Below are 19,356 nucleotides of genomic sequence, written 5' to 3'. Positions count from 1 at the left end.
GAGGCTACATTCTTATCCATGTCCATTCATCCAGAACTTGCAGAGTTTCCGACGCAGGACGTCGCTGCGCCGATTATCGGTTATGCCAAATCGCAGCCCCGGGGTGCCTTGAATGACTGGCACGCCCACGATGCGGCGCAACTCTTTCACGTGGTGAAAGGGTCCATTGCAATTGACACCGAACGCGGGACCTTCTTCGCGCCACCGGAACGCGCAGTCTGGCTACCTCCACGCGTAGCCCATCAAACGCGCTACCTGACCGACACGGATCTCAGATATGTTTACGTCCAGATCGAGCACACTCTCGATCTTCCGCAAACTCCGCAAGTGATTCAGGTTACGACCCTGCTGCGCGCGCTCATTCTGGAATTCATGTCCTTTCCGCGGGCCGATACCGAATCCGGGCCCGCCGCCCGGATCGCCGCGGTCATTCTCGATCAACTCAAGATGCTACCGGCCGCGCCCCTGCAGTTGCCGATGCCGCAGGAGGCGAAGTTGAGAGGCTTGTGCGAAGGGGTGGTCCGGTGTCCGGCACATATTCCTACACTGAACGAAGCGGCGGCAAGGTGTGCGACTTCCGTGCGCTCTTTTGAACGGCGGATAAAGGCGGAAACCGGTCTGAGCTACAGGACCTGGTGCCGGCAGGTGAAACTGTTCCGGGCGCTTGAGCTTCTCGCGTCGGGGCGCACGGTCTCCGATGTTTCGCACAAGCTGGGTTATGAGGGACCAAGCGCTTTCGTGGCGACCTTCAAGAAGGCATTCGGTGTGACGCCGGGGCGGTATTTCGGGACCGGCGAGCACGATTGATCTGCCTCATGGCGCGGCTGGTCCGAAAGTCCAAGACTTGTCATCAAACAAGCTTGGAGAAACTGCGATGTTCAAGAAAATTCTCGTTCCCGTCGATCCTGCCGAACCGGGTTTTGCAGAAGATGCACTGTCCAAGGCCGCGCAATTGGCCAGAGACTATGGCGCGAAAATCCACCTTCTGGGTGTTTGCCCGGAAGTGCAGAGCTTCGTGGCCAGTCAGTTGCCGGAAGGCTGGCAAAAGCGTGAAATCGATGAAACCACGGTCATTCTCGACAAGATCGGAGCTGATCTCGATGTGCCGGCCGGCGCAGTGGATTGTAGGGTCAGGATGGGTAGTGTTTACCACGAAGTGATCGAAGAAGCTGAACAATCCGGATGCGATGCGGTTCTGATGACGTCCCACAAGCCCGGACTTTCGACCTATTTCATCGGTTCCAATGCGGCGCACATCGTGCGACATGCACCGTGTTCGGTGGTGGTTCTGCGACCTGAGTGATTGTTGCTCCGTTTCCGAATGTGAAACCTGCGTACAAAACCTGGCGCAATGATATGGTTTTGTTTCGGGAGCATGATTGTAGTTGAGTTGCAGGTGCGGTCTTCCATTTATTTCAGAACGACTGCACCTGTGCTGAATTTTTGATTTCGAAGACGAAAATTAATCTTGAATTTTCAATTCTGATGTATTCTGAATAGAAAGAATCCAACCAGTTTGTTTTGACCTAATGTTATCTTAACGTATTTCCGGGATTCTCTCCGACAAGTTGTGTGGAGTAGCCCATGTCCAAGAGTTCCGCCGTTCGTTACACGATCACAGGCAAACTTCTAACGATTGTTGCCGTGTGTATCTCGTTTGTCGTTGCCGCGTCCGGTGTCGGCATCTACCAGATCCGGAAAATCGGGCAGGAAATTGAATTCATTGCCGAGGCCGAAGTGCCGTTGACGGAGGCGATCGGACACGTCACGGCACACAGGCTGGAACAAGCCCTTTTAATAGAACGCCTGCTGCGGCAGGGCTTCTTCAAAGCAGCGGAATCGCCTGATTTCGACACCGAAAGCGAAACGCGACTGCTTTTGCTGACCGGCATGATCACGGAAGAATTTGTTGAAGCCGAGGAAGTGGCTCGTCAGGGAATTCAGCTTGCCAACACACAGGCTGAAACCGTTGAGTTCAAGAATATTTTGCAGATACTGCAGAAAATCGCTCTGGAAAATCACGACTTCACCAAAGTCACAACCCAGGCCTTGACGCAGATAAAAATCGGAAATCCCTACAAGGCCGCTCAGCAACTTTCGGAAGTCAACGAAAACCATTCCGCGCTGAACAGCGAGCTGGAAGAACTTCTTTTCAGAGTGCAGACGCTGGCCGAAACAGCGGCCAAGATGGCTTCACAACATGAACAGGATGCAATCCGCTTCACGGTCCTGATTTCCCTGGGTGCCGCGGTGTTCTCAGTTTTCCTGGCTGTCTGGCTTGGACGTCGAGCGATTGCACTTCCGTTGATCGATGTCTGCAACAGTCTGTACCGGCTTTCGAGAAACGATTTCGATGCGGACCTTCCGACGGATCGAAATGATGAGATCGGCGATATCGGAAGGGCTTTCGGGAATTTCAAGAAACATCTGATGCATGTACAGGAGCAGGAACGGCTGGAACAGGATCGGCAAGCTGCGCTCACGCGGGAAATTCGGCTTCTTTCTGAGTTGAACGAATGGCTTCAGTCCAGCAGTTCCCTCGATGAGTTGTTCGGAATGGTCAGCCAGTTCATGACCAGGTTGCTGCCGGAGTGCAGTGGCGCTGTCTATGTCTATTCAAATTCAAGAGATGTTCTTGACGGCGCCTGCGCATGGAACGGTGGTCATATTGAAAGCCACATACGGCCGAACTCCTGTTGGGGATTGCGCCGTGGCCGCACGTATGTCTATGGCGAAGGCGAAGTCAGTTTTGCCTGTGATCACGTCACGCGCGAAGAAGAGGGAAGCGTGTATCTTTGTTTGCCGATCCTGGCACATGGCGAAACCGTGGGTCTCATGCATCTGACACCGGCATCGGACACGACAAATGAGGTTTTCCTCAAAAACCGGAAACTTGCGCAAATGGCGGCCGAACAGGTGAGCCTTGCGATTGCAAACACCCGGATGCGGGATGAATTGCACAACCAGTCCGTCAGGGATCCGCTTACAGGCCTTTATAATCGCCGTCATTTCGTAGACCTATTGAGGAGCAATCTTGAAAGGTCGCGTCACAATGGCCAGCCCGTTTCGCTGGTTTCCATCGACGTCGACCACTTCAAGAAATTCAATGACAATCACGGTCATGACGCTGGCGACATGGTCTTGCGGGAAGTCGGTGATGTGCTGGAGCAGACGTGTCAGGGCGATCAGGTTCCCTGTCGCCTGGGCGGCGAGGAGTTCATGGTGCTGCTTCCGTCCAGTTCCATTGGGATGGCTGCAGAGGTCGCTGAAACGCTGCGCAAGGCAATCGAGAATGTCACGGTTCGTTACGGTGAAAAGAACCTGCCCACGATTACCATTTCCTGTGGCGTGGCCGGTTATCCGACACACGGACGCCTGCCGCAGGATCTGATGAAATCCGCAGACGACGCGCTCTATCAGTCGAAAGACGGCGGTCGCAACAGGGTGACAGTTGCAGCCAGTGAATCGGGCGAGGACTTGACGGATCTTGTCGAAATGCTGGACGACGCCAAGGAAGATGGTAGCGAACAAGTCGACGATGCAGCCTGATTTCCGGCTGGTTTCCGTCAGCCGCGCCGTGTGAGAACCATCTGCACGGCAACATACCGGAATGGATATCGAGCGGGATCCGCCTTGAGGATTTCTACCGCGCGTTTGTAAATCCGATCCACCAGATCCTGGCTACCCGGCCCGGAGGGCAGCGCATGCAGCAGGACCGCTTCGGTAAATGCGCGGAAAAAATTGACGTAATCCCTTGCAAACCGTTCGATGTCACCATCTTCCTTGTATCGCTCCACGAACGGAACCGTGATTTCGTAGTCGCGGGCATCATCAATCGTGAAAAGACCGGACGACTCAAATCGCGGATCGCTCACGGGCTCCGTCAACTCATCCAGATGGCGCATGTAGACCGGTTGATAATATCGGTCGTAGGTTTCTTTCGAGATTTCTCCGGTTTCGACAAAGGCAACGACCGCGTCGTTGAGAAGATCGTAGATGCCGTCACTCGTGCATGCTGTATCGGTCGCTCCGAAAACCTGCACCAGCAGTTTTCCACCGGGAACCAGTTCCCTGGCTCGCGCTTTCAGAAAGGCCTCCACGTCCTGTTTGGCCTGGTTCGCGAATGCACGTCTGTCTTCCTGTGAAACAAACCCGTTGTTCCGCTCGGTGCTTGGACCGTTGGGGAAAATGTAACCTGGCATTTCGTCGACGGGGCGCCTGGAAAGGAAGCCGATGGCGTTGAATGTTGTCGCGAGATGAACACTGCAGGCTGGGCGAAGCTGATCGTACATGGAGCCGCCGACTGCGGAGGAAAAAATCCGGTCGGTCCCGAAAACGGACTGGCCGCTCGGGCGCAGGTTCAGGAACAGGGTTGAAAAGTCGTTGGTCGGAAGATCCGAGTGAACCGTCTGCACCGGCAGCGGCGTGCGCGGCAGCAGGGTCTTGAGTGCGCGTTCCATCGCCGCAATGGAATTGCGTCCTTCCGAGCAACCATAATCCGCAAGCGTTATGACGCCGTTGTCCGGCAACGGAAGTGCCGCGACAGCCTTGTCCAGCGTGGGCAGGACCGCTGCAATGGCGTTCCATTGCGTCTGTGAGTTTTCGTCATAGAACCCGTGTCCGGTCATGCCTGTGGTCGTCGCGTGGTCGTCGGTTTGTGCCACGCGGCCATTGGAGGAAGGTTCTTGAGTGGCTTTCCCGGTCATTGCGGTTCCGTATTCCATTTATGGGCTCTAGCGCGCCAGTTCCTTCATGGCATCGGACAGGCCCTCCACTGTCATGGGGAACATGCGGCCTTCCATCAGCTCGTTCAGCATCTGGATTGAGTGCGTGTAATTCCAATGCTCCTGGCGGACCGGATTGAGCCATACCGCACTCTTGTAGAGATTGGTGACACGCTGCATCCAGTCCGCGCCCGCTTCCTCGTTCCAGTGCTCTACCGAGCCACCGGCATAGGCAATCTCGTAGGGGCTCATCGAGGCATCTCCGACAAATATGATCTTGTAGTCGGCCGGGTACTTGTGCAGCACGTCCATCGTCTCGATGCGTTCGGTGTGACGGCGACGATTTTCCTTCCAGACATATTCGTAGAGGCAATTGTGGAAGTAGAAATGCTCCATCACCTTGAATTCGGATCTGGCTGCCGAGAACAGCTCCTCGCAAACGCGGATATGATCATCCATGGACCCGCCAATGTCGAAGAAAAGCAGTACCTTGACGGCATTATGCCGCTCCGGGCGCATCTTGATGTCGAGAAGGCCCCTGTGCGCGGTCGCACGGATCGTATTGTCGAGGTCGAGTTCCTCTGCAGCCCCGGTGCGCGCAAAATTCCGCAGCCGCTTGAGTGCAACCTGGATGTTGCGGGTGCCGAGCAGCTGTGTGTCGTCGAGGTCCTTGAAATCGCGCTTGTCCCAGACCTTTACCGCACGACGATGCCGGCTTTCCTTCTGGCCGATGCGAACACCTTCCGGATTGTAGCCATAGGCACCGAAGGGAGAGGTTCCCGCCGTACCGATCCACTTGTTGCCGCCCTGATGTCGCTTTTCCTGTTCCTTCAGCCGTTCGCGGAGCGTCTCCATGAGTTTTTCAAAGCCGCCAAGAGCTTCGATCTGCGCCTTTTCCTCATCGCTCAGATGCTTTTCGGCGAGTTTGCGCAGCCATTCTTCCGGTATGTCGGTCACCGGGACGTCGCTCATGAGATCCAGGCCCCTGAACACATGACCGAAGACCCGATCGAACTTGTCGAGATTACTCTCGTCCTTCACCAGCGACAGCCGTGCGAGATAGTAGAAATCTTCGACGCTTCTTTCTGCCAGATCCTTTTCCAGCGCTTCCATAAGCGTCAGATACTCCCGGAGAGAAACCGGAATGCCGGCGGATTTCAATTCGGTGAAAAAGCTAATGAACATGGGCCGAAACTAGCGGCACGGTGGGGGACTGTCGAGACATGAAATGGCGTTGGTTCCGCGAGACGGATTGCCGGGTGTCTTTACGTTTCGCGCGGATTTTTCTCTGCCTTTTCGGCCTTTTCGGATGACGCGATCAGCTCTCCCACGAAATCCTTCACATTGGGTCCGTTGCTCTCGATGAAAGGGGAGGGCCGGCAGACGGAAATTGCCGCGATACCGATCCGGGCGGTGAGGAGACCGTTGATCACACCCTCTCCAAGACGGGCGGACAGACGCGCTGCAAGGCCGTGTCCAAGCAATTCCGATGCAAGACTGTCGCCGGCTGCCATACCGCCGGTGATCGCAAGATGCGCAAGAACGTGCCTGGAGAGCCTCAAAAACCCAAGTGTTCCCGGACGCCCGCCATAGAGGGTCGACAGGCGACGGATAATTCTCAGGTTTTCAAACAGGACCACGAGCAGGTCGACCAGGGCGCGGGGACTGACCGCAGTGACGACAGACACGCGCTTGGCGCTGTTCATGACGATCTTGCGCGCTTCCTGGTCAAGTGGCGCCAAAAGGTCGCGTTCGGCGAGTTTGACCAGATCGCGCCCGTCTATGACCTCTCTCATATGTCCGGCAAGCGCCTTGCGGCCCTGGGCCGTTTCCGGACGATCGCGATAAAGATCCAGAAGTTCTTTCAGACCGGTTGTCGCTATTCTCGCGTCGTCTTCGTCCGCTGCATCTTGTAGCCGGTCTCTCAGATGGTCGATCCGGCCAAGGCGCATCAGGCCCCCGACTTCCCGTATCACCAGTCCCAACAATCCGAGAGCTGCGATTGCTGCAAGCGCGACGCCCAGCCAGCCGAGCCAGTCGGTGCGCGCAAAAAGATCCCGGATCAGGCTGTCAACGGCGAGACCGACAGCAAGCGACACCAGTCCGCTCAGCCCGATCATCAGCCATTTGCCGAATCTGAAACCGCTTTTCGGAGTACTGGCATTGCGCGGCAACCTGGGCTCGTCATCGTCGAGAATCGCCTGGGTGACGATGGCCTCGTCGGCGACCGGCATCCGGACGTCGCCGTCAGACAGATGAACCTTTGTGTCATCCAGTCGAAAGGCGGCCGGCTTGCGGCCTTCGGAAGGCTTGTTTCCGCTCATGCCAATCGGTCTCCAATCAGAAATTCAAGCGCCCGGTCGAGGCGTATATGCGGCAGGGACAGCGTAAGGCCCTCAGCCGTGGTATCGAGTTCAGGAGGGCGGAAACGCAAGAACTGGAGGCTGGATTTTCCCCGGCGGATTTTGGGTCCGGTTACTTCAGAAAACGATTCAGCTTGCCGAAACAATGATTCAGGATTGAGAGGCAAGTCCCCGGGAAACATGGCGATTTCGGTTTTTCCGTCATAGCGTTCACCATTCAGCTGCTCGCCCGGCAACGGTGTTCCGAGAATTGCAGGAAGTTCTTCGCCCCTGTGCTTCACCATTGCCTCACGGGTCGCGCGAACAGCGGCCATCGCAAGAACATCGACCTGCGCACCCCTGAACCGCGCCCGCTCCTCGGCCCGGGTCACAAGCCGCTTCAGGATGGCCTCCAACCGGTCATGATCCGCGCTGTGCAGGTGGTCCGCCTTGGTTGCCGCAAACAGGATGCGGTCGATCCGCCGGCTGAGAATTGAGGACAGCCAGCTTCGTTTTCCCGGACGGAATGCGCCAAGAACCTCACTCAGGGCAACTTCCAGATCCGCGATTGCATGAGGCCCGGCATTCAGGGCGTGCAGAACATCGACAAGAACGATCTGGCGGTCGAGCCTTGCAAAGTGATTGCGGAAAAACGGCCGCACGACATGTGTCTTGTAAGCCTCGTAGCGGCGCTCCATCATTGCGCGCAACGTGCCGGAACGGGCCGGAGCAGCATCGACTGGAATGTCCAGCGGCGCAAAGGTCAGGGCCGGGGAGCCATCCAGATCACCCGGCATCAGAAACCTGCCCGGTGGCAGCATCGACAGTGCATGAGCGTCGGCGCGGCAGGTTGCAAGATAGTTCTTGAAGCGGAGCGCAAGCTCCTGTGCTGCCGGTTCGCTTTCGTCAGACTGCGGATCGGTTTCAGCGAGAACTTTCAGGAATGGCTCGGCGATCTGCGCCCGGTTTTCAGCACGGGCCCTCTCGAGAGCCTCGGCGGAAAAGGTCGCGAAGTCCTTGCCCAGCAACGGGAGGTCCAGCAGCCATTCGCCGGGATAGTCGATCAGATCGACATGAAGCCGGCCAGGTCCGAGTTTTCGGTAAAAATAGGATGCGCTCTCATAGTCGATCGTCAGCCGGAGTTCCGACACTTGCCGGGTGGAATCGGGCCAGATGCGTCCCTTCACCAGGGCGCTCACGTGAGCTTCATAGTCAAAGCGCGGCACCGCGTCGTCAGGCTGGGGCTGCAAATGCGCCGAGGTCATCCGCCGGCCGGCAGATGCGCTGAACAGCGGCAGGCGGCCGCCATGAACCAGATTGTGCACCAGGGCCGTCAGGAAGACGGTCTTGCCGGATCTCGCAAGACCCGTCACGCCCAGCCGCAGGCTTGGAACCGTCAGACCTGTTGCGGCATCTGCAAGGTTGGCCAATGTCAGCCGGGTTTCTTCCGTCAGTGTATTCAATGGATTCAAGAGCGCCTCCAGGGCGTTCATGTAGGCGAGCAGGACGCAGAGTGCAATTGCTGATCAGATGGTGGAAAAGATAGAGGCCGCTCGCAGCGAACTGCAATCCATTGGTTTTTGTCCCGCGAACTCGAATTCGACGAGTTTATATGATCGGAATCATGGCCGATCGTAGAACGGGTTTCCGATCGGGGGGACATCGGAACCGGATGCCATTCAATGCATCGACCTTGAGCCCATTGGGCTCAGAAGAGATCGTCGGTGAAGTTGAAGGTCTCACCGAGTGGGGAGGTGTCGAGAACCACCCTGTGGGAGACCTCAAGGCTGCCGAGACGGGCATTCTTCGCGAAATCCGCGATGCCCAAAGCACTCTCGCCGCCATAGACAACGTAGCTGGACCCCTTCAATGCGTCGGATCCATAGTATCCGTAGTATCCGGCGATCGAGAAGTCGGCGAACCCGTCGCCATTTGTGTCGCCGAGGGCCTTGATGTCGCCAAAGGCATCATCCGTCAGTCCGAAGTCCTTCAAGTTCAGACTTTGCAGGGCAACGTCGGGGCCGCCAAAGACCAGTATCGCTTCTCCCGGCATCCCTGGGCCGTAATAGCCGCCGCACGCAACCGTGAAATCCTCGAACCCGTCGCCGTTGATGTCGCCTAGTGCGGTCGCACCGTGGAGCGGTTCCTTGCTTCCGACAAAGTCATTCAGGTTGGCGACTTCGCGCGTGCCATCGGGATTTCCGAAAAGCACGAGCACATCTTCCACTTCCTGGCCGTAGTAGCCTCCATAATAACCGCCATAGTAGCCTGCGGTGCCGATGCCGATATCGGTCAAACCGTCTCCATTGATGTCTCCCAAGTCGAAAACATCAATTGCGGTTTTCTCACGTCCAGCCAAACTGCCGAGACTGACCGGGGTTTCGTCGCCGCCGAGAAACAGGAAAACGTCCCTGATGCCAGAGCCGTAGTATCCATAGTAGCCGCCAAGTTCTGCAGCGAAATCCGACAGCCCGTCACCGTTGATGTCCCCTATCGCGTCGACACCAACGACCTTTGCCTTAATGTCGACGAGGCCGGTCAGGCTCTGTTTCTCCTGGTAGCCGTCTTCGCTGCCGAAAAGCACGAAAACATCTTCCGTGACCTGACCGTAGTAGGAAATCTCGTCCGGATCCCTGCCGTAGTAGCCGTAATAGCTTCCGACGGTCGCAACCAAATCCACGAAGCCGTCGCCGTTGATGTCACCAAGCGCGTTCACGTCGAGAACACTGCTTGTGAACCCGAGGGCGCCGAGACTGATCGGCGCAAGTCCGGATTTGCCACCTAAAATGACGTAGGTGTCGTCGATCGCCTTGCCATAGTAGCCTGCTTCCGCCCCACGGCCGTAGTAACTGCCCACGCTGGCGGCCATGTCATCGATGCCGTCACCGTTGATGTCGCCGAGCGACTTCAAGTTCAGCACCTTGCCGTCAATTCCGTCCAGGTCGCCAACGCTCGTTGCCGGTTGCCGCGATCCGCCAAACGTTATGTAGACGTCATCGACGAGCTTGCCGTAGTAGCCGACCGGACCGGCATCCGGTCCTCCAATACCGTAGTATGCGCCACCGCCTACAAACGTGGCGAAATCGTCGAAGCCGTCGCCGTTGATATCGCCGAGTGCACGCGTTTCAATCACAGGTCCTTTGACACCGGTCGTCCGCTCCAGGTCTCTGACCTTCGGACCGTCATCGCCGCTGAGCACGATCAGGTTCTTTTCGATTTCCCGCGACCAACTGAAAGAATGTCCAAAAAACCCCTTGAAGGTGTATTCAATGTTTTTTGAAAGGGAGAGGGAATAGTCGGTTTGACCGTCGCCGTTGATGTCGCCAAGCGCGATCAGTTCGACATCCGCTTCGGTCAGATCACGTTCCAGGCGCCTGTAGAACCATTTCCAAAAGAAACCGCATCCGTCAAAGTTGTTGAAGTCAAAAGACTTGCGAAATCCCCGAGCCATCGAAATTCCCCCTGAAAACCAACGTGGGAAAGAAAAAGTGTTTAGTTAATGACGTTACGTTAGCACTAATCGTCAATTTCACCAATACCTGATTATGGCTGCGCTGACATGGACCGTTTTCTAAAGCAAAGAAGTGACCTGCTCAGCGGCGTGCCGGCCAGTGCGAATGGCATCATTGGCCGTCCACCTGACAGAAAACTCTTCAGCTGCCTTGGCAACTTTCTCAGACGAGCGCACCAGATCAATGGCGCCGATCAACTGGTCCGGAGAGGCTTTTCCTACCAGTCCCAACCCCAGATGGCTTCGTGAGAACGCATGAGCCATCATCGTCTGTTCCGTGTGGTTCGGCAATCCGATCTGAGGCACACCGTGTATGGCGAAATTGGCCGCCATGTTCGCAGAGGCATGGCTGATGCCAAGATTGCAGCTGGCCAGTAACGGTTCCACGTTCACAGGACCTGTAAAGAGGCGCAGCGATGTGCTCTTGAGGCGGTCCGGCAGGTTGGCGGGAGCGCCCGGTGCCGCCAGCACGATATCCGTCTTTGCCGGCAGGGACGCAAGTGCCTTGATTGCGGTTTTGAACCTCGGATTGCCCGGACGGAGATACGCAAAGATGCGGTACTCCGCATCCGGTCGCCAGGCGACCTCCTCGCCGAATGGAAGGCCGGCAACAGGCCCCAGATAGGGGGTGTGGTCCGGTTCTATTGCGGCGCGATCACCGTAGTGATCGAGCTCGGGAACAGTGACCAACACATAACCGTCAGTGTCCAGCAGGTCGCGAAATGTCGCAATGCCGGAATACCCCCGCTGCTTCAGAGCGGCGTTTGCAACGGTCAAGACAGCGACCTCGCGTCTTAGCAACTCTTCCTGGTCGCTCGGCTCCCAGTGCATGAAGGCCGGCATTGGTGTGGCTCTTGGCGGCAGATCATACCCACCACCGATCACGACCCTTGGAATGTCGAGGGCACGTGCGGCAAGAAGTGCGGTCGGCGCGGCCTGGGCAAGAAGAATGTCGGCTTTGACCTCCCGAAGCAGGACTTCCCAGCATTCCAGATAGGCCGAAAGGACGTTGATATCGTTCCAGCCGACAAATCGCAGGACATCCGGGTAATTCAGGCCAACAGCTTCTTTTCTGGTGACCTTGATGTCCGGCGCAAAGGGGGCGGCCAACACCTGAATGCGTGGGTCGGAAATCTGTGCTCGAAACGAAACCGGATCGCGAACGGCAGCAAGAATGTCTATTTCTTCCGGAATCCAGGGCAGCAATTGAGAAATCATTGCCGCGTGACCGTAATTTGCGCCAACTTCCCAACAGATGAGCATTCGCTTGCGAGCGGTCATGAGGCGGCGCCGTTATGCCGCCCAAGATCGAAGGGAGCCGGACGGATCACGAACCGCAAGTCCGGCTGCACAAAGCCGTGGACCATCGGTCTGCGAATACCGTTCAGAAGGGCAACGTCGTAGAGTTCGCTCACAAGACCCTCGAAGACGAGTCTGTGTTCTATTTCGCCTGAGGTCAGGTTGACGATCGCTATATGGCAGAGCGGGTCGAGACCCGCCTCCGCAAGGGTGTCGGAAAGAGCCAACCCGCCGAAATGCCTTTCATCCCTTGGTTTCGAGACACCTATGACCGCATGGTTGCCGACAAGGCTCAATCCCCTGGCAAATCCCTGGAGCCGGCAAATGGGTGTAAAGCGGCCGTTCGCCAGGTCGAGTGTGCCGAATTCACCGGTCCCGGACTGGATGAGATAACATCGGCCGTCCTTGAGACGAGGGGAGTGCGGCATTGAAAATCCGCCCGCGATGATCTCGTTCGTTTCGACGTCGATCACAATCCCGCCGTCGCGTCGGTGGTCTCGCCATTCACCGCCGGAATTTGTAGCGGCAACACAGGTAACAAGTTTCGGCGTGTCGCCATCGACCGCCATTCCGTTCAGATGGCAACGGTCCTCCGCTACCATCGCGTCAATGAACCGGGGCATCCACAGCGGTGCAAAACTGTTGTCCGCGTCCAGCGTGGCGATACAGTTGAACCGGGAAACGACGAAGAGAGGCGGTTGGTCTGGTCTCGGGTGAATGTCGTGGATGTCGACTTCACCCACCGTGCGGCCTTCAATGGGTACATAGACCGCGTCATAGTCAGTCTGCGTGCGTTCCCTGGACAGAAAATCCTCGAAGCGCCACAGTTGAAACTGCGATGCGAGCCAGAGCTGCCGTGCATCGGCGGACGCAGCCAGGCCCATGGCACGTGCGAATGTCCGTTCGAAAATCGAGATGCGGCCGGTTTCGGAATTGTTGCCGATCAGGAAGATTTTTGCTGCCTGGTAAGTTGATATGGCCAGCGACAGGTCGTGACTTTCCAGCCAGGACGAGAAACCGGGAGATGCCTCCAGCTTGAGTTGCCCTTCGACACTTGCCAATTCTATCTGCCTGTTCCGTTGGCCGTGCAGGCCGTTGATCGCACGGGTTCATGTTGGGCAGTTCGATTTCATATGTCCATAGGCAGCGCAAAACTCCATGTTCTGTCAGAGCGATCCGGGGAGTCATGAAGGGAAGCGGGTGCGCTGATTGACACACCGGATGCATCGATCAGGTATTGCGATTATTTATATCGAATTCCATTTTTAGTATTTGAATGAAATATCAATATCTTTTCTTCTGAACCGGTCGATCATGGGTTCTCCGGGAGCCCAAGCATATGTTTGCGGCAAGCTTTTGCCGTTGATGGAGGAAAAAGTGTCCAGATTAGCCGCGTTTAACTTCCAGAAATGGATTGATGAACACAAACACCTGCTGAAACCGCCTGTTGGGAACCAACAGATCTGGAAGGACGCGGACCTGATGGTCACCGTTGTCGGAGGGCCCAACAAACGGACCGACTATCACGATGACCCGGTTGAGGAATTCTTTTATCAGCTCAAGGGTGACATGGTTCTGAAGCTTTACGACGGTACCGATTTTTATGACGTGCCGATCCGGGAGGGCGAAATTTTCCTGTTGCCGGCACATGTCCGACACTCTCCGCAAAGGCCGCAGGAAGGGTCCATCGGTCTGGTCATCGAACCGGCAAGGCCTGACGGCGCGCTTGATGCCATCGAATGGTATTGCTTCGAGTGTCAGCACCTGGTTCATCGCGCTGAACTGGATCTGGAATCGATCGTGGATGACCTGCCGCCGGTCTACAATTCGTTTTATGCCTCCGAGGAAGACCGGACCTGTCCGAATTGCGGTTCCGTTCATCCCGGAAAAGAGCCGCCTGAAGGCTGGGTCAAGATTTAAGCAGAACAAGCCAATTGTGATCGCGAGCCGGAACGGCGCGATCCGAAAAGAGGGGAATTTCAATGGGTTTCACAAAAACCATCACCAGGCTGGCACCGGTTGCATTCGCGGCTCTGGCTCTGACAACCGGACCGGTCCTTGCCAAGGAATTCCGGATTGGCCTGATCACGCCACCGCCGCATATCTGGACCGTCGCGGCTGGTGAGTTCGGCAAGGAACTGAACGAGGCATCGGGCGGAGAACACTCGGTGACCGTTTTCCCGTCCAGGCAGTTGGGCAACGAAGCGCAGATGATGCAGCAGTTGCAGACCGGTGCACTGGATATGGCCTTCCTGACAATCGCGGAAGTTTCCAACAGGGTTCCCGATTTTGGCGCGCTCTATGCGCCTTACATGGCAGAAGACATTGGCCACGCCGGGCGTATCCTGAGATCCGACACTGCCAAGGAATTGTTGGATACCCTGCCACAAAAGGCTGGTGTCGTCGGGCTTGGTTATGGAATGGCCGGGCTTCGTCAGATCGTGAGCCGCGATCCGATCGAAAGCGCGGATGACCTGTCGGGCAAGAAGTTGCGGATTACACCCTTTGAGCCGATCAAGGATTTCTACAATTCGGTTGGTGCCGCGCCGACACCAATGCCATTGCCTGCAGTCTACGATGCGCTGGCGAATGGACAGGTAGATGCGATCGACATGGATGCTGAACTCATCTGGAAACTGAAATATTATGAACACGCGGATACAATCCTCGTATCCAACCACATGATGTTTCCTATGGTCGGCCTGGTTTCGGCCAAGGTCTGGAAAGACCTGTCCAAGGAAGACAGGGAAATGATCTCGTCCATCATGGCAAAGCATCTGGATGGTGTGATCGATACCTATGTCGAAAAGGAAGCGGGCTGGCTGAAGGATGTTGAAGGCACCGGCAAGACCTACAAGGTCGTCGATGCGAGTTTCTTTGAGTCTGCCATCGGCGACTGGGAAAGCACCTGGTCGGAGAAGGCCCCGGCGCTGTCGGATCTCAAGAAAGTCGCCGAAGACACGAAGTAACCGGTCATGCTATTGAAACTGGCCCTTGTCGAGGGCCGGTTTTTTAGGACGTTTTGAATGTTACATCGGTTTTCCGCGCGATGGGCGCAGTGCGAAGTCGGACTTGCTGCGTTCTGTGCGATGCTCGTCACACTCCTCATTCTTGTCAATGTGGTTACGCGGGCGGCAAACAGCGCGATATTCTGGATCGACGAAGCCGCCATCTACACAATGATCTGGATGACCTTTCTGGCGGCGTCCGCAGCCATTCACTACAAATCAAGCGTCAGTGTAAGCATTCTGATCGATCTGCTGCCCCGCAAGGGTCTTGCAGTCGCTCAACTCGGCGTCGACCTGATCATTCTGGTATTTGCAGTGCTGATTGTCTGGTGCTGCTGGATCTGGTTCGATCCCGCCGCGCTCTGGGAAAGTGGATTCGACACGGAGGTCTTTCAGGGGGAAACCTTCAATTTCATCTATGCGGAACCGACAAACACACTCGGCTTCGGCAAGGCCTGGATCTGGACAATCATGCCAATATTCGCCGCGGGCCTCGTCCTTCACGCCATTTCCAATGTGATCGGCACGCTCACCGGGCTCCTTACGAACAAGAGTATCGGGAGAAATCATCCGTGACCGGTGTCGTCTTCCTGCTGCTTCTGTTCGGTGCGGTTCCGATCAGTATCGTGTTGGCACTTTCAGCAGCGTGGTACATCCAGGCGAGCGGCAATACCGTCCTGTTTTCTTCATTCGCACAACAGATGTTTTCGGGGATCGAGAACTACGGATTGCTGGCGATTCCGCTGTTCATGCTGACAGGCGAATTGATGAACGAAGGCGGCCTCACCAGTCGGCTGGTGCAGGCTGCACGGGTTTTTGTCGGAGGTTTTCGTGGAGGGCTCGCCTACATCAACCTGCTGGCCAACATGTTCATGGCGGCGATCATCGGGTCTGCGGCCTCCCAGATCGCCGTAATGTCCCGCGCCATGGTTCCGGCAATGGAGAAAGAAGGATACAGCCGGGATTTCGCCGCCGCGACCACCGCAGCCGGAGGCCTGCTGTCACCGATCATTCCTCCCTCCATGTTGTTCGTTATCTATGGTGTTCTGGCGCAAATCCCGATTGGCGACATGTTTCTGGCAGGCATCATTCCGGGACTGCTGCTGTCGGCGGCTTTTTTCGTGATCGTAGCGCTGATTGGCCTGTCCCAGGAGTTTCCGAAGGGAAGCTGGATGAGCGCACAAGAAGCAATCAGCGCGTTGCGCGACTGCCTGCCGGCAGCGTTGATCCCGTTTGCGATCGTCGGTGGTATCCTGTTCGGCATTGCCACGCCGACTGAATCGGCCGCGGTCGCCTCGTTTGTCGCCTTTGCCATCGGGACGCTTGTCTACAGGGATCTGAAACTCGCCCGTCTTGGCGAGATCTTCATCAGGACCGCCAAGAATTCCAGCCTCGTCATCTTCCTGATTGCCACGGCAAACGTGTTCGGCTGGGTCATCATCTACGAGGCGATCCCTCAAAAACTGGCGGCGCAGATCACGACCATTACGTCCGACCCCTTTGTTTTCCTGCTGATCGTCAATTGTGCGCTTTTCTTCATCGGTATGGTGCTGGACGGTATTGCGGCGCTTATCCTGATCGCACCGATCCTGCTACCGATCGCTCAGAACAACTATGACATCGACCCATTCCAGTTCGGAGTGATCATCTGTCTCAACCTGGTGCTTGGTCTTCTGACACCGCCCGTCGGGGCGGGTCTTTACATCACGTCCGCAATGACTGGCTCCAAGCCAATGTCCATTTTCAGGCAGCTTTATCCCTTCCTGGCGGCAGTCGCCTTGATCCTGGTTCTCCTGAGCTGGTTTCCAAGTCTGACGACTGCGTTGCTCTGATATCAATTTGCATTTTCATTGTGATTGCCGGAATTTCTCAGAGCGGAATTGCCGTTCGTTTTAAGTCAATAAAAACAACATATTGACGCGATAGCGTGCACCAGGTTCTGGTATTCAATTATGCTATAACAGGATCATTTCATATGAATTGATGTGATGGTGCCCGCCTTGTTAGTCATTTTGGAAAGATGGCCGAATGAGACAAGACAGACCATGAGCACCTATCCTGATCTCCACCTTTATATCGACGGGCAGTTCCGGAAAACCACGGCAACGCTTCCGGTCGTCAATCCGGCGAATGAACAGGTGATTGGTGATCTGCCAATTGCGGATCAAAGAGATCTGGACGATGCACTGGAAGCCGCGGGGCGCGGTTTCAGGGTGTGGAGCCGTACGTCACCTCGAGATCGCAGCGACATCATTTTGAAAGCCGCCCGACTGTTGCGCGAACGGATGAACGATGTTGCCTTTTCGATCACCTGCGAGCATGGAAAACCCTACACGCAAGGTCAGTTGGAGGTTGTTCGGGGCAGCGAGTTCTTCGAGTGGGATGCAGGAGAATGCCAGCGTCTTTACGGACGGGCGATCCCGGGGGCACCGGGGCTGCGGCACACGGTCCTTCGGCAACCGATCGGAACCGTGGCAGCGTTTGCGCCCTGGAATTTCCCGATGAGCCAGCCGGCCCGGAAAGTCGCGGGAGCCCTTGCCGCCGGGTGCTCGGTTATCCTCAAGGCGGCTGAAGAAACGCCGGCAGGAGCCTTGCATATCGCTCGTGCCTTTCATGATGCAGGGTTGCCGGCCGGAGTGCTCAATCTGGTTTTCGGTACTCCTTCGGAGATCTCGTCCTATCTGATCCCGCAAGACCAGATCCGGCTGGTTGCCTTCACGGGTTCCACCGTCGTCGGACGTCATTTGACGGGGCTGGCGTCCGATCACATGACACCCGTGCTGATGGAACTGGGTGGCCATGCGCCGGTTATCGTATGCGATGACGTTGACCCCGAAGAGGTCGGCGGGATCTGTGCCAGTCGCAAGTATCGCAATGCGGGTCAAGTATGTACGTCGCCGACCCGATTTTATGTCGGTGAGACGCAATTCGAGACATTTGCACAAAGCTTCGTTGCAAGTGCAGATGCCATTGTTGTCGGCGATGGACTGAACGAGAAGACCCAAATGGGACCGGTTGCCAACGAGCGCCGGCTTGCGGCGATGTCGGAACTGGTTGAGGATGCGGTTTCCAACGGTGCAGAGCTGAGAACCGGTGGGCACAGGATCGGCGACAAGGGCTACTTTTTCGAGCCCACAGTCCTTGCCAATGTACCAGACAAGGCGCGGATAATGAGCGAAGAGCCTTTCGGTCCGATTGCGATTATCAATCCGGTGTCCTCACTGGAAGAGGGAATCGCACAGGCAAACCGATTGCCTTTTGGCCTTGCTGCCTATGGCTTTACCCACTCGGCTGCAAATGTCGAACAGCTGGTGGACGGTGTGGAGACAGGCAATCTGTCGATCAACACGCTTGAGGCGTCACTGCCCGAGACGCCTTTCGGCGGAGTGAAGTCGAGCGGCTACGGCCGTGAAGGCGGGGAGGAAGGCCTGCACCATTATACGGTGGTGAAAAACGTTTCCCACAAGATCGCCATCGGTTGACAAGAAGCTTCGTGCCGTCTTTACCGCATCGCTCCGGCGGCCTGATGCAATGCGTCCAGGAAGGCCTGGCAAACGGGTGATGGATGTCCTTCCTGGCGATAGGAGACACCGACCGGACCTGTTCCGAAAGGCACATTCCAGTCGATGGCCTTCAGACATTCCAGTTCGATATCCTGTGCCGGCACGTGGGCAGGCATGAGGCCGATCAGATTTTGGGACTGCATCAGGGCGCGGTTTGTCAGGTAAGAAACGGATTCAAACACCATTGGCGGGACATAAAGATCCCGTTCGATGAAAAACTGGTCGAGTTGCCGGCGCAAGCTCGTTTCCACCAGCGGCATGATCCAGCCGTAGGGCTTCAGCTGCTCAAAGGAGAGGTCAGGCTGATCGGCAAGCGGGTGATTTGGACCTGTCACTGCCAGGATCCTTTCGTCGTATAGCTTCTCCTGGACGATCTCACTGCGATGCCGGTGTGTCGGCAGGCGCCCGACGACGAGGTCGATTTCTCCTGATCGCAGCGCCGGCATGAGAATCTCATTGGTTCCTTCGACGACCTTGATGGCTACGTTGGGACGTTCGCGCATAACCTTTTCGATGGCCAGCGGCAGGAGTTGGGGAGAAGCTGCAAGAAGGGTTCCGATGACAACGCGGCCACTGCTTCCCTCATTCAGGTCATCGAGTTCCTGAGCCGCATTGGAAACCTGAGCGAAAATCAGCTTACCGTGCCGTATCAGGGCTTCACCAAATGGGGTGGGGACAACGCCCCTGTTGGTGCGGTCGAAGAGCTGAACCTCGAAATCGAGTTCGAGATCCTTGATCATCTTCGTGGCGGCAGGCTGCGAGACGTTCAGCTCACGCGCTGCGTTCTGGATGTTTTTGTGTTTGCCGACCGCGACCAGCAGGCGTAGCTGCTTGAGTTTCAGGCGTGTGAGCACACGCTCGACAATTCGGATGTGCCGTGCGGCCATGTCAGTTTCCCAGCGCGCTTTT

Annotated in this window: 16 protein-coding genes; 8 read left to right on the top strand and 8 right to left on the bottom strand. The window is 56.4% G+C overall.

Annotated features, from left to right (window positions below; all coding sequences use genetic code 11):
- The first annotated feature begins 18 nt into the window (after nt 1-18).
- The 3 genes from ACO6TI_RS25425 to ACO6TI_RS25415 all read left to right on the top strand — a co-directional run bounded on the left by ACO6TI_RS25425 (nt 19) and on the right by ACO6TI_RS25415 (nt 3,549).
- Nucleotides 19-807: an AraC family transcriptional regulator gene (locus ACO6TI_RS25425; RefSeq protein WP_196899765.1), complete on the top strand. Its 789-nt coding sequence runs from the start codon at nt 19-21 to the stop codon at nt 805-807.
- Nucleotides 808-874: 67 nt separating this feature from the next.
- Complete coding sequence (locus tag ACO6TI_RS25420; protein WP_029063111.1) at nt 875-1,303, top strand: universal stress protein; 429 nt, start codon at nt 875-877, stop codon at nt 1,301-1,303.
- 281 nt (nt 1,304-1,584) lie between these two features.
- On the top strand, nt 1,585-3,549 hold the full coding sequence (locus ACO6TI_RS25415; protein ID WP_422383623.1) for a diguanylate cyclase: 1,965 nt from the start codon (nt 1,585-1,587) through the stop codon (nt 3,547-3,549).
- A gap of 17 nt (nt 3,550-3,566) precedes the next feature.
- On the opposite strand, the gene ACO6TI_RS25410 is transcribed toward ACO6TI_RS25415, so the two are convergent.
- From ACO6TI_RS25410 to ACO6TI_RS25380, 7 genes are all read right to left on the bottom strand, one after another.
- Complete coding sequence (locus ACO6TI_RS25410; protein WP_422383622.1) at nt 3,567-4,724, bottom strand: hypothetical protein; 1,158 nt, start codon at nt 4,722-4,724, stop codon at nt 3,567-3,569.
- A 9-nt stretch (nt 4,725-4,733) separates the two neighbouring features.
- A complete protein-coding gene (locus ACO6TI_RS25405) occupies nt 4,734-5,909 on the bottom strand; it encodes a vWA domain-containing protein (RefSeq protein WP_422383621.1) in 1,176 nt (391 codons plus the stop codon).
- Between the two features lie 80 nt (nt 5,910-5,989).
- Nucleotides 5,990-7,048, bottom strand: a complete 1,059-nt coding sequence (locus ACO6TI_RS25400) for a YcjF family protein (protein WP_422383620.1) — start codon at nt 7,046-7,048, stop codon at nt 5,990-5,992.
- Nucleotides 7,045-8,559 (bottom strand): YcjX family protein, encoded by a 1,515-nt coding sequence (locus tag ACO6TI_RS25395; RefSeq protein ID WP_055116637.1) that lies wholly within the window; start codon nt 8,557-8,559, stop codon nt 7,045-7,047. Before ACO6TI_RS25395 ends, ACO6TI_RS25400 begins: the two co-directional genes overlap by 4 nt.
- A 215-nt stretch (nt 8,560-8,774) precedes the next feature.
- Nucleotides 8,775-10,517, bottom strand: coding sequence for a hypothetical protein (locus ACO6TI_RS25390; RefSeq protein ID WP_422383619.1), 1,743 nt, complete (start codon nt 10,515-10,517; stop codon nt 8,775-8,777).
- A 120-nt stretch (nt 10,518-10,637) separates the two neighbouring features.
- The gene (locus ACO6TI_RS25385; RefSeq protein WP_422383618.1) at nt 10,638-11,858 is read right to left on the bottom strand and encodes a glycosyltransferase; all 1,221 of its coding nucleotides are present in this window, start codon (nt 11,856-11,858) and stop codon (nt 10,638-10,640) included.
- The gene (locus ACO6TI_RS25380) at nt 11,855-12,937 is read right to left on the bottom strand and encodes a TIGR03032 family protein (RefSeq protein WP_422383617.1); all 1,083 of its coding nucleotides are present in this window, start codon (nt 12,935-12,937) and stop codon (nt 11,855-11,857) included. Before ACO6TI_RS25380 ends, ACO6TI_RS25385 begins: the two co-directional genes overlap by 4 nt.
- Before the next feature lie 316 nt (nt 12,938-13,253).
- Here ACO6TI_RS25380 and ACO6TI_RS25375 point away from each other — a divergent pair, with 316 nt between their 5' ends.
- The 5 genes from ACO6TI_RS25375 (at nt 13,254) to ACO6TI_RS25355 (ending at nt 18,366) form a co-directional block, all read left to right on the top strand.
- Nucleotides 13,254-13,796: a 3-hydroxyanthranilate 3,4-dioxygenase gene (locus tag ACO6TI_RS25375; RefSeq protein ID WP_055116996.1), complete on the top strand. Its 543-nt coding sequence runs from the start codon at nt 13,254-13,256 to the stop codon at nt 13,794-13,796.
- A gap of 62 nt (nt 13,797-13,858) precedes the next feature.
- Nucleotides 13,859-14,845 (top strand): TRAP transporter substrate-binding protein, encoded by a 987-nt coding sequence (locus ACO6TI_RS25370; protein WP_108873790.1) that lies wholly within the window; start codon nt 13,859-13,861, stop codon nt 14,843-14,845.
- Between the two features lie 57 nt (nt 14,846-14,902).
- Complete coding sequence (locus tag ACO6TI_RS25365) at nt 14,903-15,460, top strand: TRAP transporter small permease (RefSeq protein WP_055116627.1); 558 nt, start codon at nt 14,903-14,905, stop codon at nt 15,458-15,460.
- On the top strand, nt 15,457-16,716 hold the full coding sequence (locus tag ACO6TI_RS25360; protein WP_055116625.1) for a TRAP transporter large permease: 1,260 nt from the start codon (nt 15,457-15,459) through the stop codon (nt 16,714-16,716). Before ACO6TI_RS25365 ends, ACO6TI_RS25360 begins: the two co-directional genes overlap by 4 nt.
- A 213-nt stretch (nt 16,717-16,929) precedes the next feature.
- A complete protein-coding gene (locus ACO6TI_RS25355; RefSeq protein ID WP_422383616.1) occupies nt 16,930-18,366 on the top strand; it encodes an NAD-dependent succinate-semialdehyde dehydrogenase in 1,437 nt (478 codons plus the stop codon).
- Between the two features lie 20 nt (nt 18,367-18,386).
- Here ACO6TI_RS25355 and ACO6TI_RS25350 read toward each other — a convergent pair whose 3' ends face one another.
- Nucleotides 18,387-19,334, bottom strand: a complete 948-nt coding sequence (locus ACO6TI_RS25350; RefSeq protein ID WP_108874059.1) for a LysR substrate-binding domain-containing protein — start codon at nt 19,332-19,334, stop codon at nt 18,387-18,389.
- Between the last annotated feature and the right edge of the window lie 22 nt (nt 19,335-19,356).

The sequence above is a fragment of the Roseibium album genome (genome assembly GCF_965233825.1).
GTDB classification, from domain to species: Bacteria; Pseudomonadota; Alphaproteobacteria; order Rhizobiales; family Stappiaceae; genus Roseibium; species Roseibium album.
The sequence above is the reverse complement of the archived record's forward strand: the minus strand, read 5'-3'. Positions and strand labels throughout refer to the sequence as shown.